The organism is Rhizobium sp. BK376, from assembly GCF_004341625.1.
GTDB lineage: Bacteria > Pseudomonadota > Alphaproteobacteria > Rhizobiales > Rhizobiaceae > Rhizobium.
The window spans coordinates 197,313-217,282 of record NZ_SLZG01000003.1; the positions used below are offsets into that span (position 1 = coordinate 197,313).

Genomic DNA, 19,970 nt, shown 5'->3' on the forward strand with positions numbered 1-19,970 from the left:
TCCGACAATCACCCAGCCCATTATCGCGATGGATTGACCGCAATCCAGATGACATGCCGCGCACCGGTTTTCCCGTTGGCGCGCACATTCACCTCATCGGCCGCAAAGCCGATTTCCCTGAGGCGTCGGGTGAAGTCGCGGTCGGGATGGGCGGACCAGACTGCCAGCACGCCGCCGGGCCGCAGGGCATCGCGAGCGGCGCGCAGGCCCTTGAAGTCGTAGAGACCGTCATTGGCTTCATGGGTGATGCCATCCGGCCCGTTGTCGACATCGAGCAGGATGGCGTCATAGGTCGATTTGGTGGAGCGGATAAGGGGGCGGATATCGCCTTGGTGGAGCGCAACACGCGGATCGTCGAGGCAACCGTCAAAGACCGATGCCATCGGTCCGCGAGCCCAGGATATGACCGCGGGAACCAGTTCGGCGACGGTCACCTTGGCATCTTCGCCGAGTTCGGCCAACGCTGCGCGCAAGGTGAAGCCCATGCCGAGCCCGCCGATCAGCAGATGCGGATGCTTGCGACCACGGATCTTCTCGCAGGACAGAGTTGCCAGCGCCCGTTCCGAACCGCTGAGGCGGCTGTTCATCAGCTCGTTGGTGCCGAGCATGATCGAGAATTCCTGGCCGCGCTGCTTCAGGCGCAGCTCTCCGCCGCCATTCGGGATCCTTGCGGTATCGAGCAGGGTCCAGGGGATCATTGGGTCAGTACTCCAAGTCGTGTGGCATCGCCTGTGGCAAGACCCCTCCCCAACCCCTCCCCACAAGGGGAGGGACTAACCTGCCGCGTTGCTTGTACCCGGTTGGGGCGAGCGGTTGCCACGAGTCTTCTCTCCCCTTGTGGCGGAGATGGCCGGCAGGCCAGAGAGGGTCTTCATTGCGGCTGTCTCTGACCTATCCATGCTGGCGTGGCAAGAAGAAGCCGTCACCCCAGCCGAATATACGGCACATCCTTCTTTGCCACCTCATCCAGCGCATCTTCGTAGCCAGCATCCGCATAGCGCATGACGCCGAGCGCCGTGTCGTTGGTGAGCGCATGATCGAGCCGCTCATCGGCCTCCCCTGTGCCATCGGCGACCACGGTCACGCCGCAGCTCGTCATATAGCCCGCATAGCCACCGCCGCCGGAATGGACGACGACGAGATCGGCCATGGAGGAGCAGAGCATCATGGCGTCGATCAGCGGCCAGTCGGCGATGGCGTCCGATCCGTCCTTCATCCGCTCCGTCATGATGTTGGGATGCGCCATGGCGCCTGCGTCGAGATGGTCGCGCGAAAAGGCGATCGGGCCCTTGAGCTCGCCGCTCGCGACCAGCTCGTTGACGCGGCGGGCGAGCGCGGTGCGCTCGCCATGCCCGAGCCAAGCGATGCGCGCCGGCAAGCCTTCGAAGGGCACATGCTCGCGCGCCAGCCGCACCCAGTTGGTGATGATCTTGTTGTTTGGGAACATTTCGAGCAAGAGGTCGTCGATGCGGGCGATGTCGCTCTCCTCACCCGACAGGGCCATCCAGCGGAAGGGCCCGATAGCGCGGCAGAAGAGCGGGCGCAGATAGGCCTCGGTGAAGATCGGAATGTCGAAGGCGTTCGTGACGCCGCCTTCTTTCGCCTGTGTGCGGATCAGGTTGCCGTTGTCGAAGACTTCGGAACCCTTTTTCTGGAAGTCCAGCATGGCGGTCACATGCTGAACGATCGAGGCGCGGCCCGCCGCCATCAGCTGTCCCTGGCCGTCGTCGCGCAACTCCTTGACCTGGGAAAGACTCATGCCCTTCGGCACGTAGCCATAGACGAGGTCATGCGCCGAGGTCTGGTCAGTGACGATATCAGGCACGATGCCGCGCCGCGCGATTTCGGGATAGACTTCCGCCGCATTGCCGACGAGGCCGACGGAGAGCGCCCGCTTCTCCTTCACGGCGGCGTCGATCATCGCAAGCGCGGTGTCGAGATCGGGCGCGATCTCCTGCAGATAGCCAATCTCCTTGCGTTTGCGCGCGCGCTCCGGATCGATGTCGACGCAGAGGATGGCCGCACCCGCCATGCGGCCGGCGAGTGGCTGCGAGCCGCCCATGCCGCCAAGACCCGCCGTTAGAATAAAGCGGCCGGCGAGATCGCCGCCGAAGCGGCGCTCGGCGATCCGCATGAAGATTTCGTAGGTGCCCTGGATGACGCCCTGGCTGCCGATATATTGCCAGGCGCCGGCTGTCAGTCCGCCCCAGCAGATCAGGCCCTTGCGCTGCAGTTCGTAAAACACCTCAGCCTTCGCCCATTGGCCGACGATGTTGCAATTCGCCATGATGACCAGCGGCGCCTTGGCATGCGTGCGGATCAGGCCGATCGGCTTGCCCGACTGGATCAGCAGCGTCTGGTCCTCTTCCATCTCGGTCAGCGCCTTGACGATGCCCCTGTGCGCCGCCCAGTTGCGCGCCGCCTTGCCGAGTGCGGCATAGACCACCAGATTGTCGGGATCCTCGCCGACGGACAGCACGTTTTCGAGAAGCCTGAGCAATGCCTCCTGCCGCCATCCCTTGGCGCGCAGCTCCGGACCGCCCGGAATGGGAAATTTCGGATGACGGGGATTGGCTTTGGGCATCGTCCTTGGTCCTCTGTCTAAGTTTTTCGGTGAGCACGGAGGCCCGCGATTTCTCCCTTCTCCCCTCGGGGAGATGGGAGCGTGCCCCAACATTCACTTCGTCGGCAGCGTATCCACATAGGCAAGCGCCGCATCCAGCAATCGTCCGCGCAACGCATCGTCGCCATAGGCTTCGGCCCCGGCGCGCACCCAGCCCTGCATGTGCCGGCCGCGCGAGATCATCGGAATGATACCGGGCAGCTTCAGCGCCCAGTCGTCATTGCCCTTGCCGAGCCGCGCCAGCATGCCGTCTTCGCGGGCGGCGCAGAGCAGATTGCCGTTGAGCAGAAACCCCCAGCCGCCGAACATGGCCTTCTCGCTAAGGCCCGGCCGGTTGCCCAGCTGTTCCTTCAGCAATTCTTCCAGCCCGGCATCGCGCGCCATAGCCGCCTACCTCTCAGCCCGGCTGCCCGGCGAGTGCGTATTTGGCGATCTCGATCCCCATCGCCTTTTCGACGAAGGGATAGACCGTCGGATCGAGCACGCTGGCCGACAGCGGAATGATGTCCATCGGCACATGCAGGATGAAGACCTGCATGCCCTCGTGCAGCTGGCCGACTGAGAGCGGTTCGCCCTCCGGCGACAGCGTGGTGATGACGGATGGGAATGTCGCCAGGCGCTTACCATCGACTTCCACGGCCATGTATTCGTTCATGACGTGCATGGTGGCCGCCTTGTCGCCGCTGCCAACGACGATGGTGCCGATGTCGAAGGCCTCGTTGGTATAGACCACGCTCTTCTTCGAGATCGTGCCTTCGGCCAGAATATGCCCGCCTGTTGTCTTGCAGATCGCATCGATGACGGCGGAGCCGCCCTTCTTTTCCGCCTCGATGATCGCTTCGCCGAGCGAAAGCGCCATGGAGATGCCGCCAAGAGCGGCATGGGTGCGGACGTAATGGGCGCGCAGCGGATTGCGGCAGCTGGCGATGAACCCGCCCGACTGGTCGGATGCGGCCCGCAGGATCGGCGAGATCTTCGCGGTCGCGCCCCTGACCACCAGTTCGATATAGCGGTTCTCGGCCCTGTTGCCGCCGACCGCGGTCTGGATCATCTGCTCGGGCGAACCGGCCATGCCGATCGAGCCCATATCGCCGGTCGGATGCGCCCGGATATCGCCCACGGCATCCACAACCTTGGTGCCCATGATCGCCGAGGGCAGCCACGCGTTCAGCGTCGAGGAGCGGCCGTTCTGGCCGATGATGAGCCCGGACAGCTTTTCGCCGAGCTCCTTTTCGAGCATCTGGGCGGCCTTCACATAGTCGATGCCCTGCATCTCCCAGGGCGTGGTCGAGGCCGGTGCGCCGATCGCGGCTGCCGTCGCGATCCAGTCATTGTCATTGAGTTCTTCGATGGAGACGAGTTCCGGCTTGCCGACATTGACGGCGGCATAGCCGAGCATCCGGCCATGATCCGCCCAGCCGCCACCACCGGCGGCATAGACAGACCCGCCTCTGACCGCCGCCTCGACATCCTTCTCGACCAGTATGCGTCCCATCGATCTCTCCTCAAATCATTCCGGCAAGGCGCTGCCGCCTCACCGAAATTACAAAAAAATAATTAAGCCAGGGCCTTGTCCATCTCACGCACGGCCTCGAAGAGGACGGCTGCGCCAAGCGCGATATCGTCGTTCTCCGCCCATTCGTCGGCGCAATGGCTGCGACCGTCCTTGCAGGGCACGAAGATCATCGCCGCAGGAGCGACCTTGGCCATCCAGGCCGTGTCGTGTCCGGCGCCTGACGCCATGCGGCGATGCAGGGCGCCGACCGTGTCGCAGGCGCGCTCCAGCGTTTCGATGATGCCGGGATTGCCGGGCGTCGGGAAATTGTCGGAGACGCGCTTCGGTGTTGCAATCACAACCCCATGCGTGGCGGCGATCTTGGCGACGTGCTCGTCGAGCCAGACGCAGAAGGTTTCCATGTCGGAGCGGATTTCAGCGCGTCCGTCGATCAGCATCACCACCTTCGAGGGAACCACATTGGCCGCGTTCGGCTCGATGCGGAATTCCCCGACCGTCGCCGCGAAATGGCCAGGCGTCTTGGTCAGGCCGATTGCCGCCTCACGGATATCGAGAACGAGCTGCGAGGCGGCAACAAGCGCATCGGCGCGGCGATCCATCGGCGTCGTGCCGGCATGATCAGCCCGGCCTTCGACCGTTATCTCGACGCGGGTAATGCCGGCAATGGCGGTCACGATGCCGACATCCTTGTGTTCAGCCTCGAGAATCGGTCCCTGTTCGATATGGAGTTCGAGGAAGCCCTTGAGATCGGGGCGCTTCTGCTCAAGCAAGGTTGCGGGATCACCGCCCACTTCGCGGATGCCGTCGGCCAGCGTGCGGTCGCCGCTGGTGCGCGAAAGCCATGCCTCGGGCAGCTGCCCGGTCATGCCGCGGCTGCCGATGCAGGAAACGCCGAAGATGCTGACTTCTTCGGCCAGCAGATCGACGATTTCGAGATCGTGGTCGAGCTCGATGCCCTTGTCCTTGAGCGCGCGAGCGACTTCCAGCGCCGAGATGGTCCCGGCAATACCGTCGAAACGGCCGCCGTCGGGGACCGTGTCGGAATGCGAGCCGACCATGAGTGTGCCGAGGCCGGGCTTCTTGCCGGCGCGACGGCCGATCAGGTTGCCGCCGGCATCGATCCGTGTTTCGAGGCCCGCAGCCTTCATGCGCGCTTCAATGTAGGCGCGGCCGTCCAGAAACAGCGGCGAAAAGGCGCGCCGCGTCCAGGGATGATCGGGCTCGGTGATCCTGGCGAGCGCGTCGATATCCTCGGCAATGCGATCGGCGTTGACGGGCAGGTTGCGGTTCATGATGCGGTCTCTCCGGCAATGACCTGCCGCGGCAGAGGCCGGACGAAGGCGCCGCTGCCGGGTTCGGCCAGCACTTTGGCGCCGTCGGCGATCTTGATGCCGCGCAGATAGGTGGCCGACACCGTCCAGGGCAGACGGATGCCGTTATAGGGGCTCCAGCCGACGACGTTGTTGCCGCTGGCAGCAGCGTCATAGACTGTTTCCCGCGGTTCGAGAACCACGATATCGGCATCCTTGCCCGGTGTCAGCGCGCCTTTGACATGATCGAGACGGAAATGTTTTGCCGGGTTTTCGGCCATCAGCTTTGCCGCCCAGGTCAGCGGAATGCCGCGCTCCAGGGCGCCCTTGACGAAGAGCGGCACCATGGCTTCGAGCCCAGGCACGCCGGATGCATTGGCAAGCATATCCGGGTTGGTCTTGCGGTTCTCCGACCAGCTGACATGGTCCGTCGAAACAAGCCAGACATTGCCATCGGCGATCTTGCGCCACAGCGTTTCGACCTCGGCGCGGGGGCGGATCGGCGGATTGATCTTCGCCTTGCCTCCAAGCCGCTTCACGTCGTTTTCCTCGTCGAGCACGAGATAGTGGATGCAGCATTCGACAGTGGCTTCGAAACCGTCACGGCGATAGGCGCGGGCAATGTCATAGCCCCGGCCGAGCGAGCAGTGCACCACATGCGCCGGGCAGCCGGTATTGGCGCCCGTCTCGAAGATCGTGTGCATGGCAAGCAGCTCGGTGATCGGCGGGCGCGACAGGCCGTGAGCCCGATAGTCGGAAATGCCGCTTGCCTTCACCTGCTCCATGTAGGTGCGAACCGCCTCGTCGTCCTCGTTGTGGACGCCGGCGGTCAGCCCCGTCGGCGCGATCGCCGCAAAGCAGGCGTCGAGCAGGGCAGGGGGAATGCGCGGAAAGCGCTTCGGATCGGTGCCGAAGGTGGAGAACTTGAAGGCCGCGACGCCGGCATCCACCATCTCGCGGATGCGCTTCGGGCCTTCCTCGGGATCGACCGTTCCGTAGAGCGCGAAATCGACACGGGCCTGCGGGCTCGCATGGTCGATCTTCTTCTTCACCGCTTCCGCCGAGCAGACGAGATTGCCTTCGTCATAGGGCATGTCGACGATGGTGGTCACGCCGCCGGCCGCTGCCGATCGGGTCGACCAGATGAAATCCTCTTGGTCCTTCTGGCTTAGCGAATGCGTCTGCGCATCGATCGCGCCTGGCAGGATCAGAGCCTTGCCGAGCAGATGCCGCTCGCGCGCCGCCGGCGCAACGCCGATGCCGACCTCTGCGATCTTGCCCGATCGCACCGCGACATAGCCTTGCTCGACAATGCGATCAGGCAGAACCACGGTTCCCTGGAGCACGAGATCGAAATCGGCCATGTCACTGCCTTTCGCTGGTTCGAATCTGCGTGTCGCGCACCATGTCTGCCATCGCGGCGATCGGCTCCTGGCACCAGCGCTCTTCCACCCGTCGCACCGATCCCAGCGCGAAGAAGTCATCGAAGGACGCGATCGGCGTATGCTCGATCAACATGGAAATGAAATCGTCCGAGGCAAGGTCTTCCTCGATCGCCTCGACCTCCGCCGAAAGCGGCCGGTCGACAACATAGAAATCGGCATGGCGGCGCACCACCTCGTAAAGCATCTTGCCGACGCCATCCGGCTTGTCGCCGAGAATGTCTATCGCCTGGGCCGCGAGCAGCGCTTCCAAAGCGGCGAGACGCTTCAGCGCCCGCATCTGCCGTTCAAAACGCTCGATAACGAGCGGCAGGAAGGCCGCCTCGTCTTCCATGCCGGCTGCAACCACCAGCGACTGCGCCGAAACCGGATTGGTCATGGAAAGAACCCGCGAGAAGATCTCGCCGGCGAGCTTGATGATCGGGCCGAAGCCGGTCGCGATGCGGCCCTCCGGCACCAGATTGACCGGCAGCCCGCGGCGCTGCCCATTGCCGAGCAGGACGCAGCGGTTGAAGGCGTTTCGCGCCGCATGCGCCATGCAGAGCGCTGCCGATTCGAGCAGGATCGTCACATCGAGCGGCAACGATCCACCCGATGTCATCACGCGACCCTCGACGACAACAGGGTTGTCGTCGGAACGGCCTGTCGCGGCCAGGATCTTGTGGCCTGTCGAGAGCAGGTTTTCTATGACGGCGCCGAAGACCTGGGCGATCATGCGCAGGCTGAGCGGGTCCTGGACATGGGTGGCAACCGGCCACTGCCAGTCCTCGGAAGCATTACAGAGCCAGGAGCCGATCAAGGCCTCCCGCGCCGTTCCGACATGGCGCACCGAAATCCACGGATCGCGCGAGGCGCCGAGCGCACCCGATGCCATCATGCCGGTCGCAAGCAATATGCGGGTCGAGGCGGCCGCATTGCGCGTGGCTTCCGCCGCTGCCGCAAAACTGACCGCATTGACGCTGAGGGAGGCCAGGCTGTCGCGCGGCGCCATGTTGATGGGTTCGAGACCCGCTGCGGCAAAGGCTTCCGCCGCCTGCATCCGGCGGCCGCGGTAGACCGCCTCGCCGACGCCGGTCAATACGGCGCCGATCTGCCCCATCAGGCCGATATCGGCGCAGCCGATCGAGCCGGTGCGGCGCACCACGGGAATGACATCTGCGTTGAGCAGCCGAAGGTAGGATTCGATCAGTTCCCGCGTGCAGCCCACCTGTCCGGTCAGTGCCGTGTTGACGCGGATCGCCATGGCATTGCGAACGACGGACATGGGAAAGGGGGAGCCGGTGCCGAAGTGGTGGGCGCGCACCAGGCCGAGATTGAAGGCGGACAGCTCATCGGCCGACCATTCGACATCCTTCATGGCGCCGACGCCCGTCGTGGACCCGTAAACGGGCATGCCGGAGTCGATTGCCTCCTGAACGATCTGGCGGGCAGCGGCGATCCGCAACATGCCTTTTTCGCAAGCGGTCGGTATCGTGACGCCCGCTCCGATCCTCAAGAGATCGGTGAAACTCAGCGGTTGGCCCGTGAGTTCGATGCCGGACATCTGGCGTTGCATGGGTTTCGATTCTCCTTTTGCAGCAAGATTATGCGACCATGAAGGAGGGAGGGATATCCCAAATATCGAACACGTGATGTTTTTGTGCGGCGGCCCTGATAGGGGTGCCGCAGCTCAGCTTAGCCGCCAGGCGATATAGATGAGCGCCAGCGCGATGAACCAGAGCGCCACTCGGGCGGAACGATTGTGCTTTGCCTCCGACTTGCCGATCGCCTCTGCCGTCTGTGCGTCAAAGCGAAGCCCGTTCTCGCTCATCTGCAGCAGTTCGTGATGGAATTTCTCAGTCTTGGCAGCAATTTCTGGGACGGCTTCCGCCAGCTTGACGGCGGCCTTGAGCCCGTCGCGCAGGTCGGCGACGATGCGCTTCGGGCCGAGATTGGTGCGAATCCAGTCGCCGACGACGGGCTCGGATGCCTTCCACATGTTGAAACGCGGATTGAGCATGCGCGATACGCCCTCGACCACCACCATCGTCTTCTGCAGCATGACAAGCTCGGGCCGCGTTTCCATGTCGAAGAGTTCGGTCACTTCGAACAGCAGCGTCAGCAACTTGCCCATCGAGATCGTCTCGGCCGGCTGGCCGTGGATCGGTTCGCCGATGGCGCGGATCGCCTGGGCAAAGCTTTCCATATTGTGATGGCCCGGCACGTAACCTGCCTCGAAATGCACCTCTGCGACGCGAAGATAGTCGCGGGTAATAAAGCCGTAGAGGATCTCGGCAAGGAAGCGGCGCTCCTTTTTGCCCAGCCGCCCGACGATGCCCATGTCGACCGCGACGATCATGCCATCGGGCGCGACGAAGAGATTGCCCGGATGCATGTCGGCATGGAAGAAGCCGTCGCGCAGCGTGTGGCGCAGGAAGGACTGGATGAGGATGTCGGCGAGCGCGTTGAGGTCGTGACCGGACGCCTTGAGCGCCTCGACATCGGACATTTTGATGCCGTCGATCCACTCCATGGTGATGACGTCGCGGCCGGTGCGTTCCCAATCCACCTTAGGCACGCGGAAACCGGGATCTTTTTCCGTGTTCTCGGCAATTTCCGACAAGGCGGCAGCTTCCAGACGCAGATCCATCTCGACCTTGGTCGTCTGCTCCAGCGTCTTCGTCACCTCGACCGGCCGCAGGCGGCGGCTGGAGGGCATGAAGCGCTCCTGCAATCCCGCGACCATGTACATGGCCGCAAGATCGTTGGCGAAGCGCTGCCGGACACCCGGTCGCACGACCTTGACGGCGACCTTCTTGCGCCCCTCGGGCGTATCGATCTCGGCGGGATGCACCTGCGCGATCGAGGCGGCGGCGATCGGGTCGCCGAAGCTGGCATAGAGTTCATCGAGCGGACGGCCCAGCGAGCCCTCGATATTGGCCTTTGCCGCAGCAACAGGAAAGAAGGCCATGCGGTCTTGAAGCTGCGACAGGTCGTTGGCGAATTCGACGCCGACGACATCCGGACGCGTCGCCAGGAACTGGCCGATCTTCACATAGGAAGGGCCAAGCCGCTCGACGGCCTTGGAAAGCCGGTCGCTGCGCGCCTGGTTCTTGGAGCCGCCTCGGGCAAACATGCTGACAAAGGATTTTGCCAGGCTAACGGAGGGGGGAAGCCCTTCTGATGGCAGCGCGGAGACGACACCCTCGCGCACCAGCACCCAGCCCACCCTGAGGAGCCCGAAATATGCGCCGAAAGCACTCATCGTGTTTGTCCGGCCCGCAGCGTGTTAACGGCAAGCCGTTTCGCAGTCTTCAGCATCATGCCCTAAAGCTTCCAGCCGGAATGCAGCGCCGCAATGCCGCCGGTGTAATTGGTATAGGTCACGCGCGAAAATCCGGCTTCGCGGATCATCGTTGCGAAATCCTGCTGGTTCGGGAACTTGCGGATCGATTCCACCAGATACTGGTAGGGCTCCGCATCGCCCGTTATCGCCTTGCCGAAGCGCGGGATGGCGTTGAACGACCATGCCTCGTAGACGCGGTCGAGCAATGGCATGTCGACCTCGGAGAATTCCAGCACCAGAAGCCGCCCGCCGCGCTTCAATACGCGAAAGGCTTCCTTCAGCGCCACATCGATGCGCGGCACGTTGCGGATGCCGAAGGCGATCGTATAGGCGTCGAAGGAATTTGCCTCGAAAGGCAGGTCCTCTGCATTCGCCTCGACGAAAGTGAGGTTGTCGGAGAGCTTTTTCTTTTCTGCCCGCTCCGAGCCGACTGCCAGCATTGAACCGTTGATGTCGAGAACGGTGGCATGCGCCAGCCGGTTGGATGCCTCGACGATGCGGAAGGCGATGTCGCCCGTGCCGCCGGCGACGTCGAGAACTTTGTAGGAGGAATCCTTGCGCGGATTGAGCGCGGAAATCATCGCATCCTTCCAGGCGCGATGCATGCCCATGGACATCACGTCGTTCATGACGTCGTAGCGCTTGGCGACCTTGTGGAAGACCTCGTTGACCAGACCCTGCTTTTCGCCGTCTGCCACCTCGCGGAAGCCGTAGGACGTTTCCATGCCGCCATCGGCGGAGGTGCGGCTTTGTGCCATCAACTCTACTCCATTCCATAAATCGCAACGGTGACCATAGCGAAACCGCCGACACCACGCTATCTCAAGGGCCAAGCTAACACGCCGTGGCACGTTGGCGCTGGTTTAGATCAAGACGAGGTTAAATTAAAGCTCATCTTGCTGATCGCCCATTGCAAGCGGCTGAAATATAAAGATGGATCATCATGCCCGAATTGCCAGAGGTCGAGACCGTCCGGCGCGGCCTGGCGCCGACGATGGAAGGCGCCCTGCTGACCGAGCTGGAGCTGCGCCGCGGCGACCTCAGATTCCCCTTTCCGCCCGAGCTTGCCAAGCTTGCCGCCGGGCGGCGCATCATCGGCCTGTCCCGTCGCGCCAAGTATCTGCTGATCGATTTCGACGACGGCATGACCCTGATTGCCCATCTCGGCATGTCCGGCTCCTTCCGTATCGAGGCGGGCGGGCGGGACGATATTCCGGGTGATTTTCACCATCCGCGCTCGAAAGACGAGAAACACGATCACGTGATTTTTCATCTTGAGGGCGAGAAAGGCCGCAGCCGCGTCATCTATAACGATCCTCGCCGCTTCGGCTTCATGGACATGGCCCGGCGCAGCGAGCTTGCCTTCCACCCGTCCTTTCGCGATCTCGGGCCGGAGCCGACAGGTAATTCGCTTGATGCCGACTATCTGGCCGAGCGCTTCAAGGACAAGGCGCAGCCGCTGAAGAGCGCCCTGCTCGATCAGAAGAACATAGCGGGCCTCGGCAATATATATGTGTGCGAGGCGCTGTGGCGCTCCCACCTTTTGCCCACCCGCGCGGCAGGCACGCTGGTTGCCAAATCCGGCAAGCCGAAAGAAGAGCTGACCCTGCTCGTCTCATCCATTCGCGACGTCATTGCCGATGCGATCGCCGCCGGCGGTTCGTCCCTGCGCGATCATATCCAGACGGATGGCTCGCTCGGTTATTTCCAGCACTCCTTCTCCGTCTATGACCGGGAAGGCGAGGCTTGCCGAACGCCGGGATGCGGCGGTACGATTTCGCGCATCGTGCAGGCGGGGCGTTCCACCTTCTATTGCGCCACCTGTCAGAAATAAGTCGAGGGAGAAGAGCTGTGAGCTACGAAACGCTTGTTGTCGAAACGCATGGAGCCGTGGGCCTGGTCCGCATCAACCGACCGCAGGCGCTGAATGCGCTGAATTCCACGGTGCTGGCGGAGCTCAAGCAGGCCTATGCTGCCTTTCATGCGGATGAGGCGATCGGCGCGATCGTGCTGACCGGATCGGAGAAGGCCTTTGCCGCCGGCGCCGACGTCAAGGAAATGCAGCCCCTCGAATTCGCCGACATATATAAGAGCGACTTCATCAGTGGTTGGGAAGAAATCGCCAAGGCGCGCAAGCCCGTCATCGCAGCCGTCAGCGGCTTTGCGCTCGGCGGCGGCTGCGAGCTTGCCATGATGTGCGATTTCATCATTGCGTCGGACACGGCCAAGTTCGGCCAGCCGGAGATCACGCTCGGCGTCATTCCCGGCATGGGCGGCTCGCAGCGCCTGATCCGCTCGGTCGGCAAGGCGAAGGCAATGGATCTGATATTGACCGGCCGCATGATGGATGCGGCGGAAGCGGAACGCTCGGGTCTTGTTGCCCGCGTGGTGCCGGCTGACAAGCTTCTCGATGAGGCACTGGCGGCAGCCGCAAAGATTGCCTCCCTGTCGCGCCCGTCAGTCATGATGGCCAAGGAGGCCGTCAACCGGGCTCTGGAGACCACGCTGGAGGAAGGCCTGCGTTTCGAGCGGCGCCTCTTTCACAGCCTCTTTGCGACCGAGGATCAGAAAGAGGGCATGGCGGCCTTCATTGAAAAGCGCAAGCCGGCGTTCAAGAACCGATGAGGCCTGCCGCGTGATGTGGCGGGTTTTGGCGGATTTGCTAAGAATCCGCGTTGACGCCGGGGCTCAATAGAGCTATATGCCCGCCACAGTTTGGAAAGCCGATCTGGTTTTCCGCAATTGCTCCCGCATTGCTGGATGAAACGGCCGCAGGGCCTGACGCGGCAATAGCGGAGTTTTGTTCGAATTCTTGAGAGAGGCATACATGGCCAATACCAACTCGGCGAAGAAAGCGACCCGCAAGATCGCACGCCGCACCGAAGTCAACAAGGCTCGTCGCTCGCGCGTTCGCACTTTCGTTCGCCAGGTCGAAGAGGCCCTCGCATCTGGTGATGCCGATCGCGCCAAGGAAGCTTTCCGAGTCGTGCAGCCGGAACTGCAGCGCGCGGCAACGAAGGGCGTCCTTCACGCCAACACGGCGTCCCGCAAGGTCTCGCGTCTTGCCAAGCGCGTTAAGGCGCTGTCGACGGCAACCGCTTAAATTTCGTTAACAATTATAGCGTTACGATGAGCCCGGTCCTTTGGCCGGGCTTTTTGGATTCGTACAAAACTCACCCAAATGGTTAATTTGCAACACCTGTCCATGTCAGTGCGATGACAGAAAAAATCATTTAAAAACAATGATTTATGGCAGGTTGCTCCAACGCCGCGCGATGCCTCGGATTGGCTGCCGGCTACCAGATGAGTCAAGCAGTTTATTATTTTTTTTGTTTCAGGGCGTGGCGGAATCGCACCATCGGGGAATCCCCTTGATTCAAAAGCGATTCTTTTTTGACGACGGTGTGACAGTCAAAAATGCGATCCTGAGTCAATGGCCGGCTCTTAATTTTGCGTAAAATTCATCGTTGATTCCCGTCGGTGATCCTGCCTAAATGCAATCCAACAAGGGGCGCGGACATCACCTGAAACGGCTTACGCGAACACTGCCATTCAAGGCGGCGTGGGTGGTCTTTTGTCCCTTGTGACGGATGAAATATTCCGGTCTTTCAAACAGTTGACGGGTGAACCCCGGAAGCAGCGATGTTTCCGGTCGTGGGAACTTGTCACCTCAGGCAGCCAATCCAAGCAAGGCTGCAGGGGCAGGGGAGAAAAATTGAAAGCCATGCGGGTGCAGCCGGTCGGAAACGAGGACTGAGCGACTGCCCTGGCAGGAAGGTATGACGCAAACTGCTTGATTGCAGTTTTCGCCGCAGCCTCTTGCGCACGCCCTTCGGGTAGGGGGCGATGGCTGATGAACCGGTATGTGGCTGCTCGCGAGGAGCGGTCCCAGACCATTTGGCTAAGCATCGGACGGCGGTTTCCGTTTTGCCCGATACGAATGAATTTTTGGAAGGCGGCAATAATGCAAATGAATACGATGACGGCCGGTGCATTGAAGCAAGGGGACAATGCACAGCAGGCTCTCGGCTCGGTTTGCCTTGAAGCGGCGGGGGAAAAAGGAGACATGAAGCATAGCATTCTGTTCGAGCGTGTTAGCGCGCGCTTGAAGGCTCAGGTCGGTCCCGATGTCTATGCGAGTTGGTTTGCGCGTCTCAAATTGCATTCGGTCTCGAAAAGTGTCGTTCGGTTGAGTGTTCCGACGACTTTTCTCAAATCCTGGATCAACAACCGCTATCTCGATCTGATTACCGGCCTGTTCCAGGCAGAAGATGCGGAAATTCTCAAAGTCGAAATTTTAGTGCGTACGGCTACCCGTGGGGGCGTTAAGGCGCCTAACGCGGATGAGCAACTGTCTCTGCCTGAACCTGCGTCGGTTGCGCAGATCCGTCGTCCGGCGGCTCAGCCCGCCGGTCAGGCAGTAGCACAGGCTGTCAGTGCTGTCGCTTCTGCCCGTCCCGCCAGTTTTGGCTCGCCGCTCTTCGGCTCGCCACTCGACTCGCGGTTTACCTTCGACACCTATGTCGAGGGCAGCTCCAACCGCATCAGTCTTGCAGCAGCCAAGACCATCGCGGAAGCCGGCCCCGGCGCTGTCCGGTTCAATCCGCTTTTCGTCCATTCGTCTGTCGGTCTCGGCAAGACGCATCTTCTGCAGGCGATCGCCAATGCCGCCGTGCAGAACCCGCGCGGACTGCGCGTCGTCTATCTCACGGCGGAATATTTCATGTGGCGTTTCGCAACCGCGATCCGCGACAATGATGCGCTGACGCTGAAGGATTCGCTGCGCAACATCGACCTTCTGATCATCGACGACATGCAGTTCCTGCAGGGCAAGATGATCCAGCACGAGTTCTGCCATCTGCTCAACATGCTGCTCGACAGCGCCAAGCAGGTCGTCGTTGCGGCCGATCGCGCCCCATGGGAGCTGGAATCGCTCGATCCGCGCGTGCGGTCCCGCCTGCAGGGCGGCGTCGCCATCGAAGTCGAGGCACCGGACTATGAAATGCGCCTCGAAATCCTCAAGCGCCGTCTCGAAGTGGCCCGTCAGGAAGATCCGTCGCTGGATATTCCCGCCGACCTGCTCTCACACGTCGCAAGAAACGTCACGGCGAGCGGCCGCGAACTGGAAGGCGCCTTCAACCAGCTGCTCTTCCGCCGTTCCTTCGAGCCGAACCTGACGGTCGAGCGCGTCGACGAACTGCTGGCCCATCTCGTCGGTTCCGGCGAGCCGCGCCGGGTCCGCATCGAGGACATCCAGCGCATCGTCGCTCGTCACTACAATGTCTCGCGTCAGGAATTGGTCTCGAACCGCCGCACGCGCGTCATCGTCAAGCCACGCCAGATCGCCATGTATCTGTCGAAGACGCTGACCCCGCGCTCCTTCCCGGAGATCGGCCGTCGCTTCGGCGGGCGTGACCATACGACGGTGTTGCATGCTGTCCGCAAGATCGAGGAACTGATTTCCGGCGACAGCAAGCTGTCCCACGAGATCGAGCTTCTGAAGCGTCTGATCAACGAATAAAGGCAGGATTTTCCCGTCTTGCCCGAACGGCCGGCGTCATCGCCGGCCGTTTTCTTTTATAAGTTTTTTATTCTATAGACATGGAAGGGGAGAGAGTCGGTCTCGCGAGGAGCGATTCCATTGGGAGAAACTGCATGAATTTTGAAAGAATCGCCGTTCTTGGATTGGGCAAGGTCGGACGGCTTGCAGCCACATTGCTGCATGAAAGCGGCTTCGTCGTCACCGGCGTCGATATGCAATTGCCGAGGGACGTCCTTCCCTTTCAATGCGAGGCGGGCGACGTCACCAATGGTGCGGTCATCGGCGAATTGTTTTCGAAAGTGGAGGCGGTACTCTCCTGCCTGCCGTTTCATCTCAATGCCGAACTAGCGCGGATCGCGCATCTTGCCGGCATCCATTATTTCGATCTGACCGAGGATGTGCCCACCACCAACGGCATCATCGAGCTTTCCCGCACTGCCCGCGGGCTGATGGCGCCGCAATGCGGCCTGGCGCCCGGCTTCGTCGGCATTGTCGGGGCGAGCCTTGCCGACGGCTTTGATCGCTGCCGGTCGGTGCGCATGCGCGTCGGCGCTCTTCCGCAGCATCCGACCGGTCTTTTGGGCTATGCGTTCAACTGGTCGCCGGAGGGCGTCGTCAACGAATATCTCAACGATTGCGAGGTCATCGAGGGCGGCGTGCGAAAGCTGGTCTCGCCGATGGAATGGCACGAGATCCTCTACGTGAACGGCGTCAAGCTCGAGGCCTTCACGACTTCAGGCGGGCTTGGAACCATGTGCAGCACCATGCTCGGCCGCGTCGACAATCTCGACTACAAGACCATGCGCTATCCCGGCCATATGGAGCTGATGAACTTCTTCTTCCACGAACTTCTGATGCGTGATCATCGCAAGCTGGCGGGCGAGATCCTGACGGAAGCCAAGCCGCCGGTCGAGGATGATGTCGTCTATGTCCATGTCTCGGCGGAAGGCACGGAGAATGGCAGCCTGCGCCGCAGGGAGTTCGTGCGCGCTTATTATCCGATCGAAATTGCCGGCGAGCGGCGCACGGCCATCTCCTGGACCACCTCGGCCTCGGTCGTCGCCATCATCGAGATGGTCCGCGACGGGCTGCTGCCTGAGACCGGCTTCCTGCATCAGGAGCATATCCCGCTGGAAATGTTCCTGCGCACACGCACCGGCAGCCTTTTCAAGGGCGGCGTAACCGGCCGGTCCTAAGGCTTTGCCTGGCTGCCGGCCGCCTCGGTCGGCAGCCAGCGGCCTCCGCCAATTTCCGTTTCACGAAGAACCGCGGCGTCAGCGAGAAAGCGAAGCCGCAGGAAACGGGTGGCTCCAATCATCGCCAATCTCTATTCGATAAGAAAAGACGATGCGGAGGAGCGGATATGTCGAGCAAACAGATGGGCGCGGCGGAATGGACGATGCTGATCGCCCTGTCGATCCTCTGGGGCGGTTCCTTCTTCTTCAACGGTATTCTGGTAAAGACATTGCCGCCCTTTACGATCGTCACCGGCCGGGTGCTGTTTGCGGCCATTGCGCTGAACCTCTTTGTCCGCGCCACGGGTCAAGCCATGCCGCGGGACGGAAAATCCTGGGCTGCTTTCTTCGGCATGGGGATTCTGAACAATATGATCCCCTTCTGCTTGATCGTCTGGGGCCAGACCCATATCGCAAGCGGCCTCGCTTCCATCCTCAATGCGACAACGCCGCTCTTTGCCGTCGTGGTCGCGCATCTGCTGACGACCGACGAGAAGATGACGGCAAATCGGCTGGTCGGCGTCGTGGTCGGTTTCGCCGGCGTCGCCTATATGATCGGCTTTAAAGCGCTGGGCGATCTCGGTTCAAACCTTCTGGCCCAACTCGCGGTCCTGGGTGCTGCCGTGTCGTACTCTCTGGCGGGCATATGGGGTCGCCGTTTCCGCCGCATGGGCATGGCGCCGCTCATCCCGGCCGCAGGTCAGGTCACGGCATCCACGGTCCTGATGCTGCCGATTGCTCTGATCGCCGATCACCCCTGGACGCTCGCAATGCCCTCTGCCGAGACATGGCTGGCTCTGCTCGGCCTCGCGCTGCTTTCGACGGCAATCGCCTATGTTCTCTTCTTCCGTATCCTGGCGACAGCAGGTGCCACCAATCTGATGCTGGTGACCTTTCTCATCCCCGTCAGCGCCATCCTCTTGGGCGCTGCCGTCCTCGGCGAGCATCTTGAGGGCAGGCATCTCGTCGGAATGGCGCTGATCGCGATCGGACTTGCCGCGATCGACGGGCGATTGTTAAGCTTCAGGAAAAAGCGGATCGCCTGAGCCTTGGAGCCTTCTGCAATTCCGGACGCAAAACCGCTGCGCACTTTTGCTGGAATTGCTTCTAGCAGGCGAGATCGGCGACCACGGAATCGAGGATCAGCATGCCCGACGGCGTGCAGCGCAGGCGGGAATTGCCGAGCCGCTCGATAAAGCCGTGCTCCAGCAGGAATTCCTCGCGTTTCGGATCAAGGTCGCGGCCGGAAAGCTCTTGCCAACGGACGAGATCGATACCCTCTTTCAACCGCAGGCCCATCAGCAACAGCTCGTCGGCTTGCTCGTCATAACCGAGCATTTCCCGATCGATCATGCCGTCGCCCTCGCGTTCCACCATGTCGAGCCAGGTCTCGGGCTTGCGCTCGGTCGCGGTTGCCAGTTTCTCGTGGCCCCGCGTCAGCCTGCCATGGGCGCCAGGCCCGATGCCTGCATAGTCGCCATAGCGCCAGTAGGTGAGATTGTGCCGGCTTTCAGCGCCGGGACGGGCGTGGTTGGACACTTCATAGGCCGGAAGCCCCTCGCGCGCCGTGATCTCCTGCGTCGCCTCGTAGAGAAGCGCCGATTGCTCGCCATCGGGCACGATCAGCTTGCCCGCCTTGTGCAGGCCGAAGAAGGGCGTGCCTTCCTCGATCGTCAGCTGATAGAGCGACAGATGGTCGACGGCATAGGAAATGGCTTCTTTCAGCTCCCGTTCCCATTCCTCGACCGTTTGATCAGGGCGGGCGTAGATCAGGTCGAAAGACATGCGCGGAAAGATCTCGCGCGCCAGCTTGATCGCCTTCAGCGCATCCTCGACATTGTGCAGCCGACCAAGGAATTTCAGGTCGCGATCGTTCAGCGCCTGCACGCCCATGGAAACGCGATTGACGCCGGCCGCGCGATAACCGCGGAAGCGCTCGGCTTCCACGCTCGATGGATTGGCCTCCATGGTGATCTCGATGCCATCGGGCACATGCCAATTCTTGGCAATCCCCTCAAGGATCGCATCGACGGTTTCCGGCTTCATCAGGGAAGGCGTGCCGCCACCGAGAAAGATGCTGGTGACGGTCTTCGGCCCGCTGATGGCGCGCATCGTCGCCATCTCCTTCAGGAAAGCAGCGGTGAAGCGCTCCTGGTCGACGGGCTGATGCCGGACATGGCTGTTGAAGTCGCAGTAGGGGCATTTTGCCGCGCAAAAAGGCCAATGCACATAGACGCCAAAACCGGGTTCGCCGGTATCGGGAAGCAGGGGCGTATTACGTAGGCCATGGCTTGGCGAATCGAGAGTGTCCACCGCTTGACCTTACGCTTCCAGGCAGGTTTCGACAAAGATTTTGAACGCCCGGGCGCGATGCGACAGGGCCTGAGGCTCGCCTGGTTTCCAGCCATGCTTCTGTTCGGCGCTCATCTCGCCGAAAGTGACGTCATAGCCCTGAGGCTGGAAGACGGGATCGTAGCCGAAGCCTTGGCCGCCACGCGGCGGCCAGACGACCGTGCCTTCGACTTGGCCGCGAAAAAGCTCGGTGTGGCCGTCGGGCCAGGCAAGGCAGAGAACGCTGACAAAACGGGCTGTACGGCTTTCAGGCGCCTTCGCCCCTACCTTCTCCAGCGCGTCCTCGACCTTGCGCATCGCCATGGCGAAATCGCGCGTGCCTTCAGCCGTCTCCGCCCAGTTGGCGGTATAGACGCCCGGATCGCCGCCAAGAGCGTCGACGACGAGGCCGGAATCGTCGGAAAGCGCCGGCAGACCGGAAGCATGGGCCGAAGCGAGCGCCTTGATCGTGGCATTTTCCTCAAACGTCGTGCCCGTTTCATCGGGTTCGATGAAGTTGAGTTCCGCAGCGGATTTCGCGGTAAACCCGAAGGGGCCGATCAGATCCGCAATCTCGCGGATTTTTCCGGCATTGTGGCTGGCGACCACGATGGTCTTCGTATCGAGCTTGCGCATTCAAAAAATC

General features: G+C 61.9%; 17 protein-coding genes. 6 read left to right on the forward strand and 11 right to left on the reverse strand.

The window, feature by feature from the left end; genetic code table 11:
• Positions 1 to 20: 20 nt before the first annotated feature.
• The 9 genes from EV561_RS09375 to ubiE form a co-directional block, all read right to left on the reverse strand.
• Positions 21 to 698 carry a hypothetical protein gene (locus tag EV561_RS09375; RefSeq protein WP_132520518.1) on the reverse strand — a complete coding sequence of 226 codons (678 nt, stop codon included), beginning with the start codon at positions 696 to 698 and terminating at the stop codon, positions 21 to 23.
• 224 nt (positions 699 to 922) lie between these two features.
• Positions 923 to 2,584: a urocanate hydratase gene (locus EV561_RS09380; protein WP_132520521.1), complete on the reverse strand. Its 1,662-nt coding sequence runs from the start codon at positions 2,582 to 2,584 to the stop codon at positions 923 to 925.
• Between the two features lie 93 nt (positions 2,585 to 2,677).
• Complete coding sequence (locus EV561_RS09385) at positions 2,678 to 3,007, reverse strand: TfoX/Sxy family protein (RefSeq protein ID WP_132520524.1); 330 nt, start codon at positions 3,005 to 3,007, stop codon at positions 2,678 to 2,680.
• A 13-nt stretch (positions 3,008 to 3,020) separates the two neighbouring features.
• Positions 3,021 to 4,118, reverse strand: coding sequence for a DUF917 domain-containing protein (locus EV561_RS09390; protein WP_132520527.1), 1,098 nt, complete (start codon positions 4,116 to 4,118; stop codon positions 3,021 to 3,023).
• A 62-nt stretch (positions 4,119 to 4,180) separates the two neighbouring features.
• Positions 4,181 to 5,431, reverse strand: a complete 1,251-nt coding sequence (locus tag EV561_RS09395) for a Zn-dependent hydrolase (RefSeq protein WP_132520530.1) — start codon at positions 5,429 to 5,431, stop codon at positions 4,181 to 4,183.
• On the reverse strand, positions 5,428 to 6,813 hold the full coding sequence (locus EV561_RS09400) for an amidohydrolase family protein (protein ID WP_132520533.1): 1,386 nt from the start codon (positions 6,811 to 6,813) through the stop codon (positions 5,428 to 5,430). The genes EV561_RS09395 and EV561_RS09400 overlap by 4 nt, the downstream gene beginning before the upstream one ends.
• Position 6,814: 1 nt before the next feature.
• Positions 6,815 to 8,446 carry an aromatic amino acid lyase gene (locus EV561_RS09405; protein WP_132520536.1) on the reverse strand — a complete coding sequence of 544 codons (1,632 nt, stop codon included), beginning with the start codon at positions 8,444 to 8,446 and terminating at the stop codon, positions 6,815 to 6,817.
• A gap of 114 nt (positions 8,447 to 8,560) precedes the next feature.
• Positions 8,561 to 10,135, reverse strand: a complete 1,575-nt coding sequence (gene ubiB / locus EV561_RS09410) for a 2-polyprenylphenol 6-hydroxylase (RefSeq protein ID WP_132520539.1) — start codon at positions 10,133 to 10,135, stop codon at positions 8,561 to 8,563.
• A 62-nt stretch (positions 10,136 to 10,197) separates the two neighbouring features.
• Positions 10,198 to 10,974, reverse strand: a complete 777-nt coding sequence (gene ubiE, locus EV561_RS09415; RefSeq protein ID WP_132520542.1) for a bifunctional demethylmenaquinone methyltransferase/2-methoxy-6-polyprenyl-1,4-benzoquinol methylase UbiE — start codon at positions 10,972 to 10,974, stop codon at positions 10,198 to 10,200.
• 185 nt (positions 10,975 to 11,159) lie between these two features.
• Between ubiE and mutM the strand changes: the two genes are divergently transcribed.
• The 6 genes from mutM to EV561_RS09445 all read left to right on the forward strand — a co-directional run bounded on the left by mutM (position 11,160) and on the right by EV561_RS09445 (position 18,039).
• Positions 11,160 to 12,050: a bifunctional DNA-formamidopyrimidine glycosylase/DNA-(apurinic or apyrimidinic site) lyase gene (gene mutM / locus EV561_RS09420; RefSeq protein WP_132520545.1), complete on the forward strand. Its 891-nt coding sequence runs from the start codon at positions 11,160 to 11,162 to the stop codon at positions 12,048 to 12,050.
• Between the two features lie 17 nt (positions 12,051 to 12,067).
• Positions 12,068 to 12,841 carry an enoyl-CoA hydratase gene (locus EV561_RS09425; RefSeq protein WP_132520548.1) on the forward strand — a complete coding sequence of 258 codons (774 nt, stop codon included), beginning with the start codon at positions 12,068 to 12,070 and terminating at the stop codon, positions 12,839 to 12,841.
• Between the two features lie 202 nt (positions 12,842 to 13,043).
• Positions 13,044 to 13,319 (forward strand): 30S ribosomal protein S20, encoded by a 276-nt coding sequence (rpsT, locus tag EV561_RS09430; RefSeq protein WP_132520551.1) that lies wholly within the window; start codon positions 13,044 to 13,046, stop codon positions 13,317 to 13,319.
• 861 nt (positions 13,320 to 14,180) lie between these two features.
• Entirely contained in the window at positions 14,181 to 15,737 is a 1,557-nt protein-coding gene (gene dnaA, locus EV561_RS09435; RefSeq protein ID WP_132520554.1) for a chromosomal replication initiator protein DnaA, read from the forward strand.
• Between the two features lie 134 nt (positions 15,738 to 15,871).
• Positions 15,872 to 16,954: a saccharopine dehydrogenase C-terminal domain-containing protein gene (locus EV561_RS09440; RefSeq protein ID WP_132520557.1), complete on the forward strand. Its 1,083-nt coding sequence runs from the start codon at positions 15,872 to 15,874 to the stop codon at positions 16,952 to 16,954.
• Between the two features lie 167 nt (positions 16,955 to 17,121).
• On the forward strand, positions 17,122 to 18,039 hold the full coding sequence (locus tag EV561_RS09445) for a DMT family transporter (RefSeq protein WP_132520560.1): 918 nt from the start codon (positions 17,122 to 17,124) through the stop codon (positions 18,037 to 18,039).
• A 61-nt stretch (positions 18,040 to 18,100) separates the two neighbouring features.
• On the opposite strand, the gene hemW is transcribed toward EV561_RS09445, so the two are convergent.
• Positions 18,101 to 19,306 (reverse strand): radical SAM family heme chaperone HemW, encoded by a 1,206-nt coding sequence (hemW, locus tag EV561_RS09450; RefSeq protein WP_245512637.1) that lies wholly within the window; start codon positions 19,304 to 19,306, stop codon positions 18,101 to 18,103.
• A gap of 9 nt (positions 19,307 to 19,315) precedes the next feature.
• Positions 19,316 to 19,960, reverse strand: a complete 645-nt coding sequence (gene rdgB / locus EV561_RS09455; protein ID WP_132520563.1) for an RdgB/HAM1 family non-canonical purine NTP pyrophosphatase — start codon at positions 19,958 to 19,960, stop codon at positions 19,316 to 19,318.
• Positions 19,961 to 19,970: the final 10 nt, after the last annotated feature.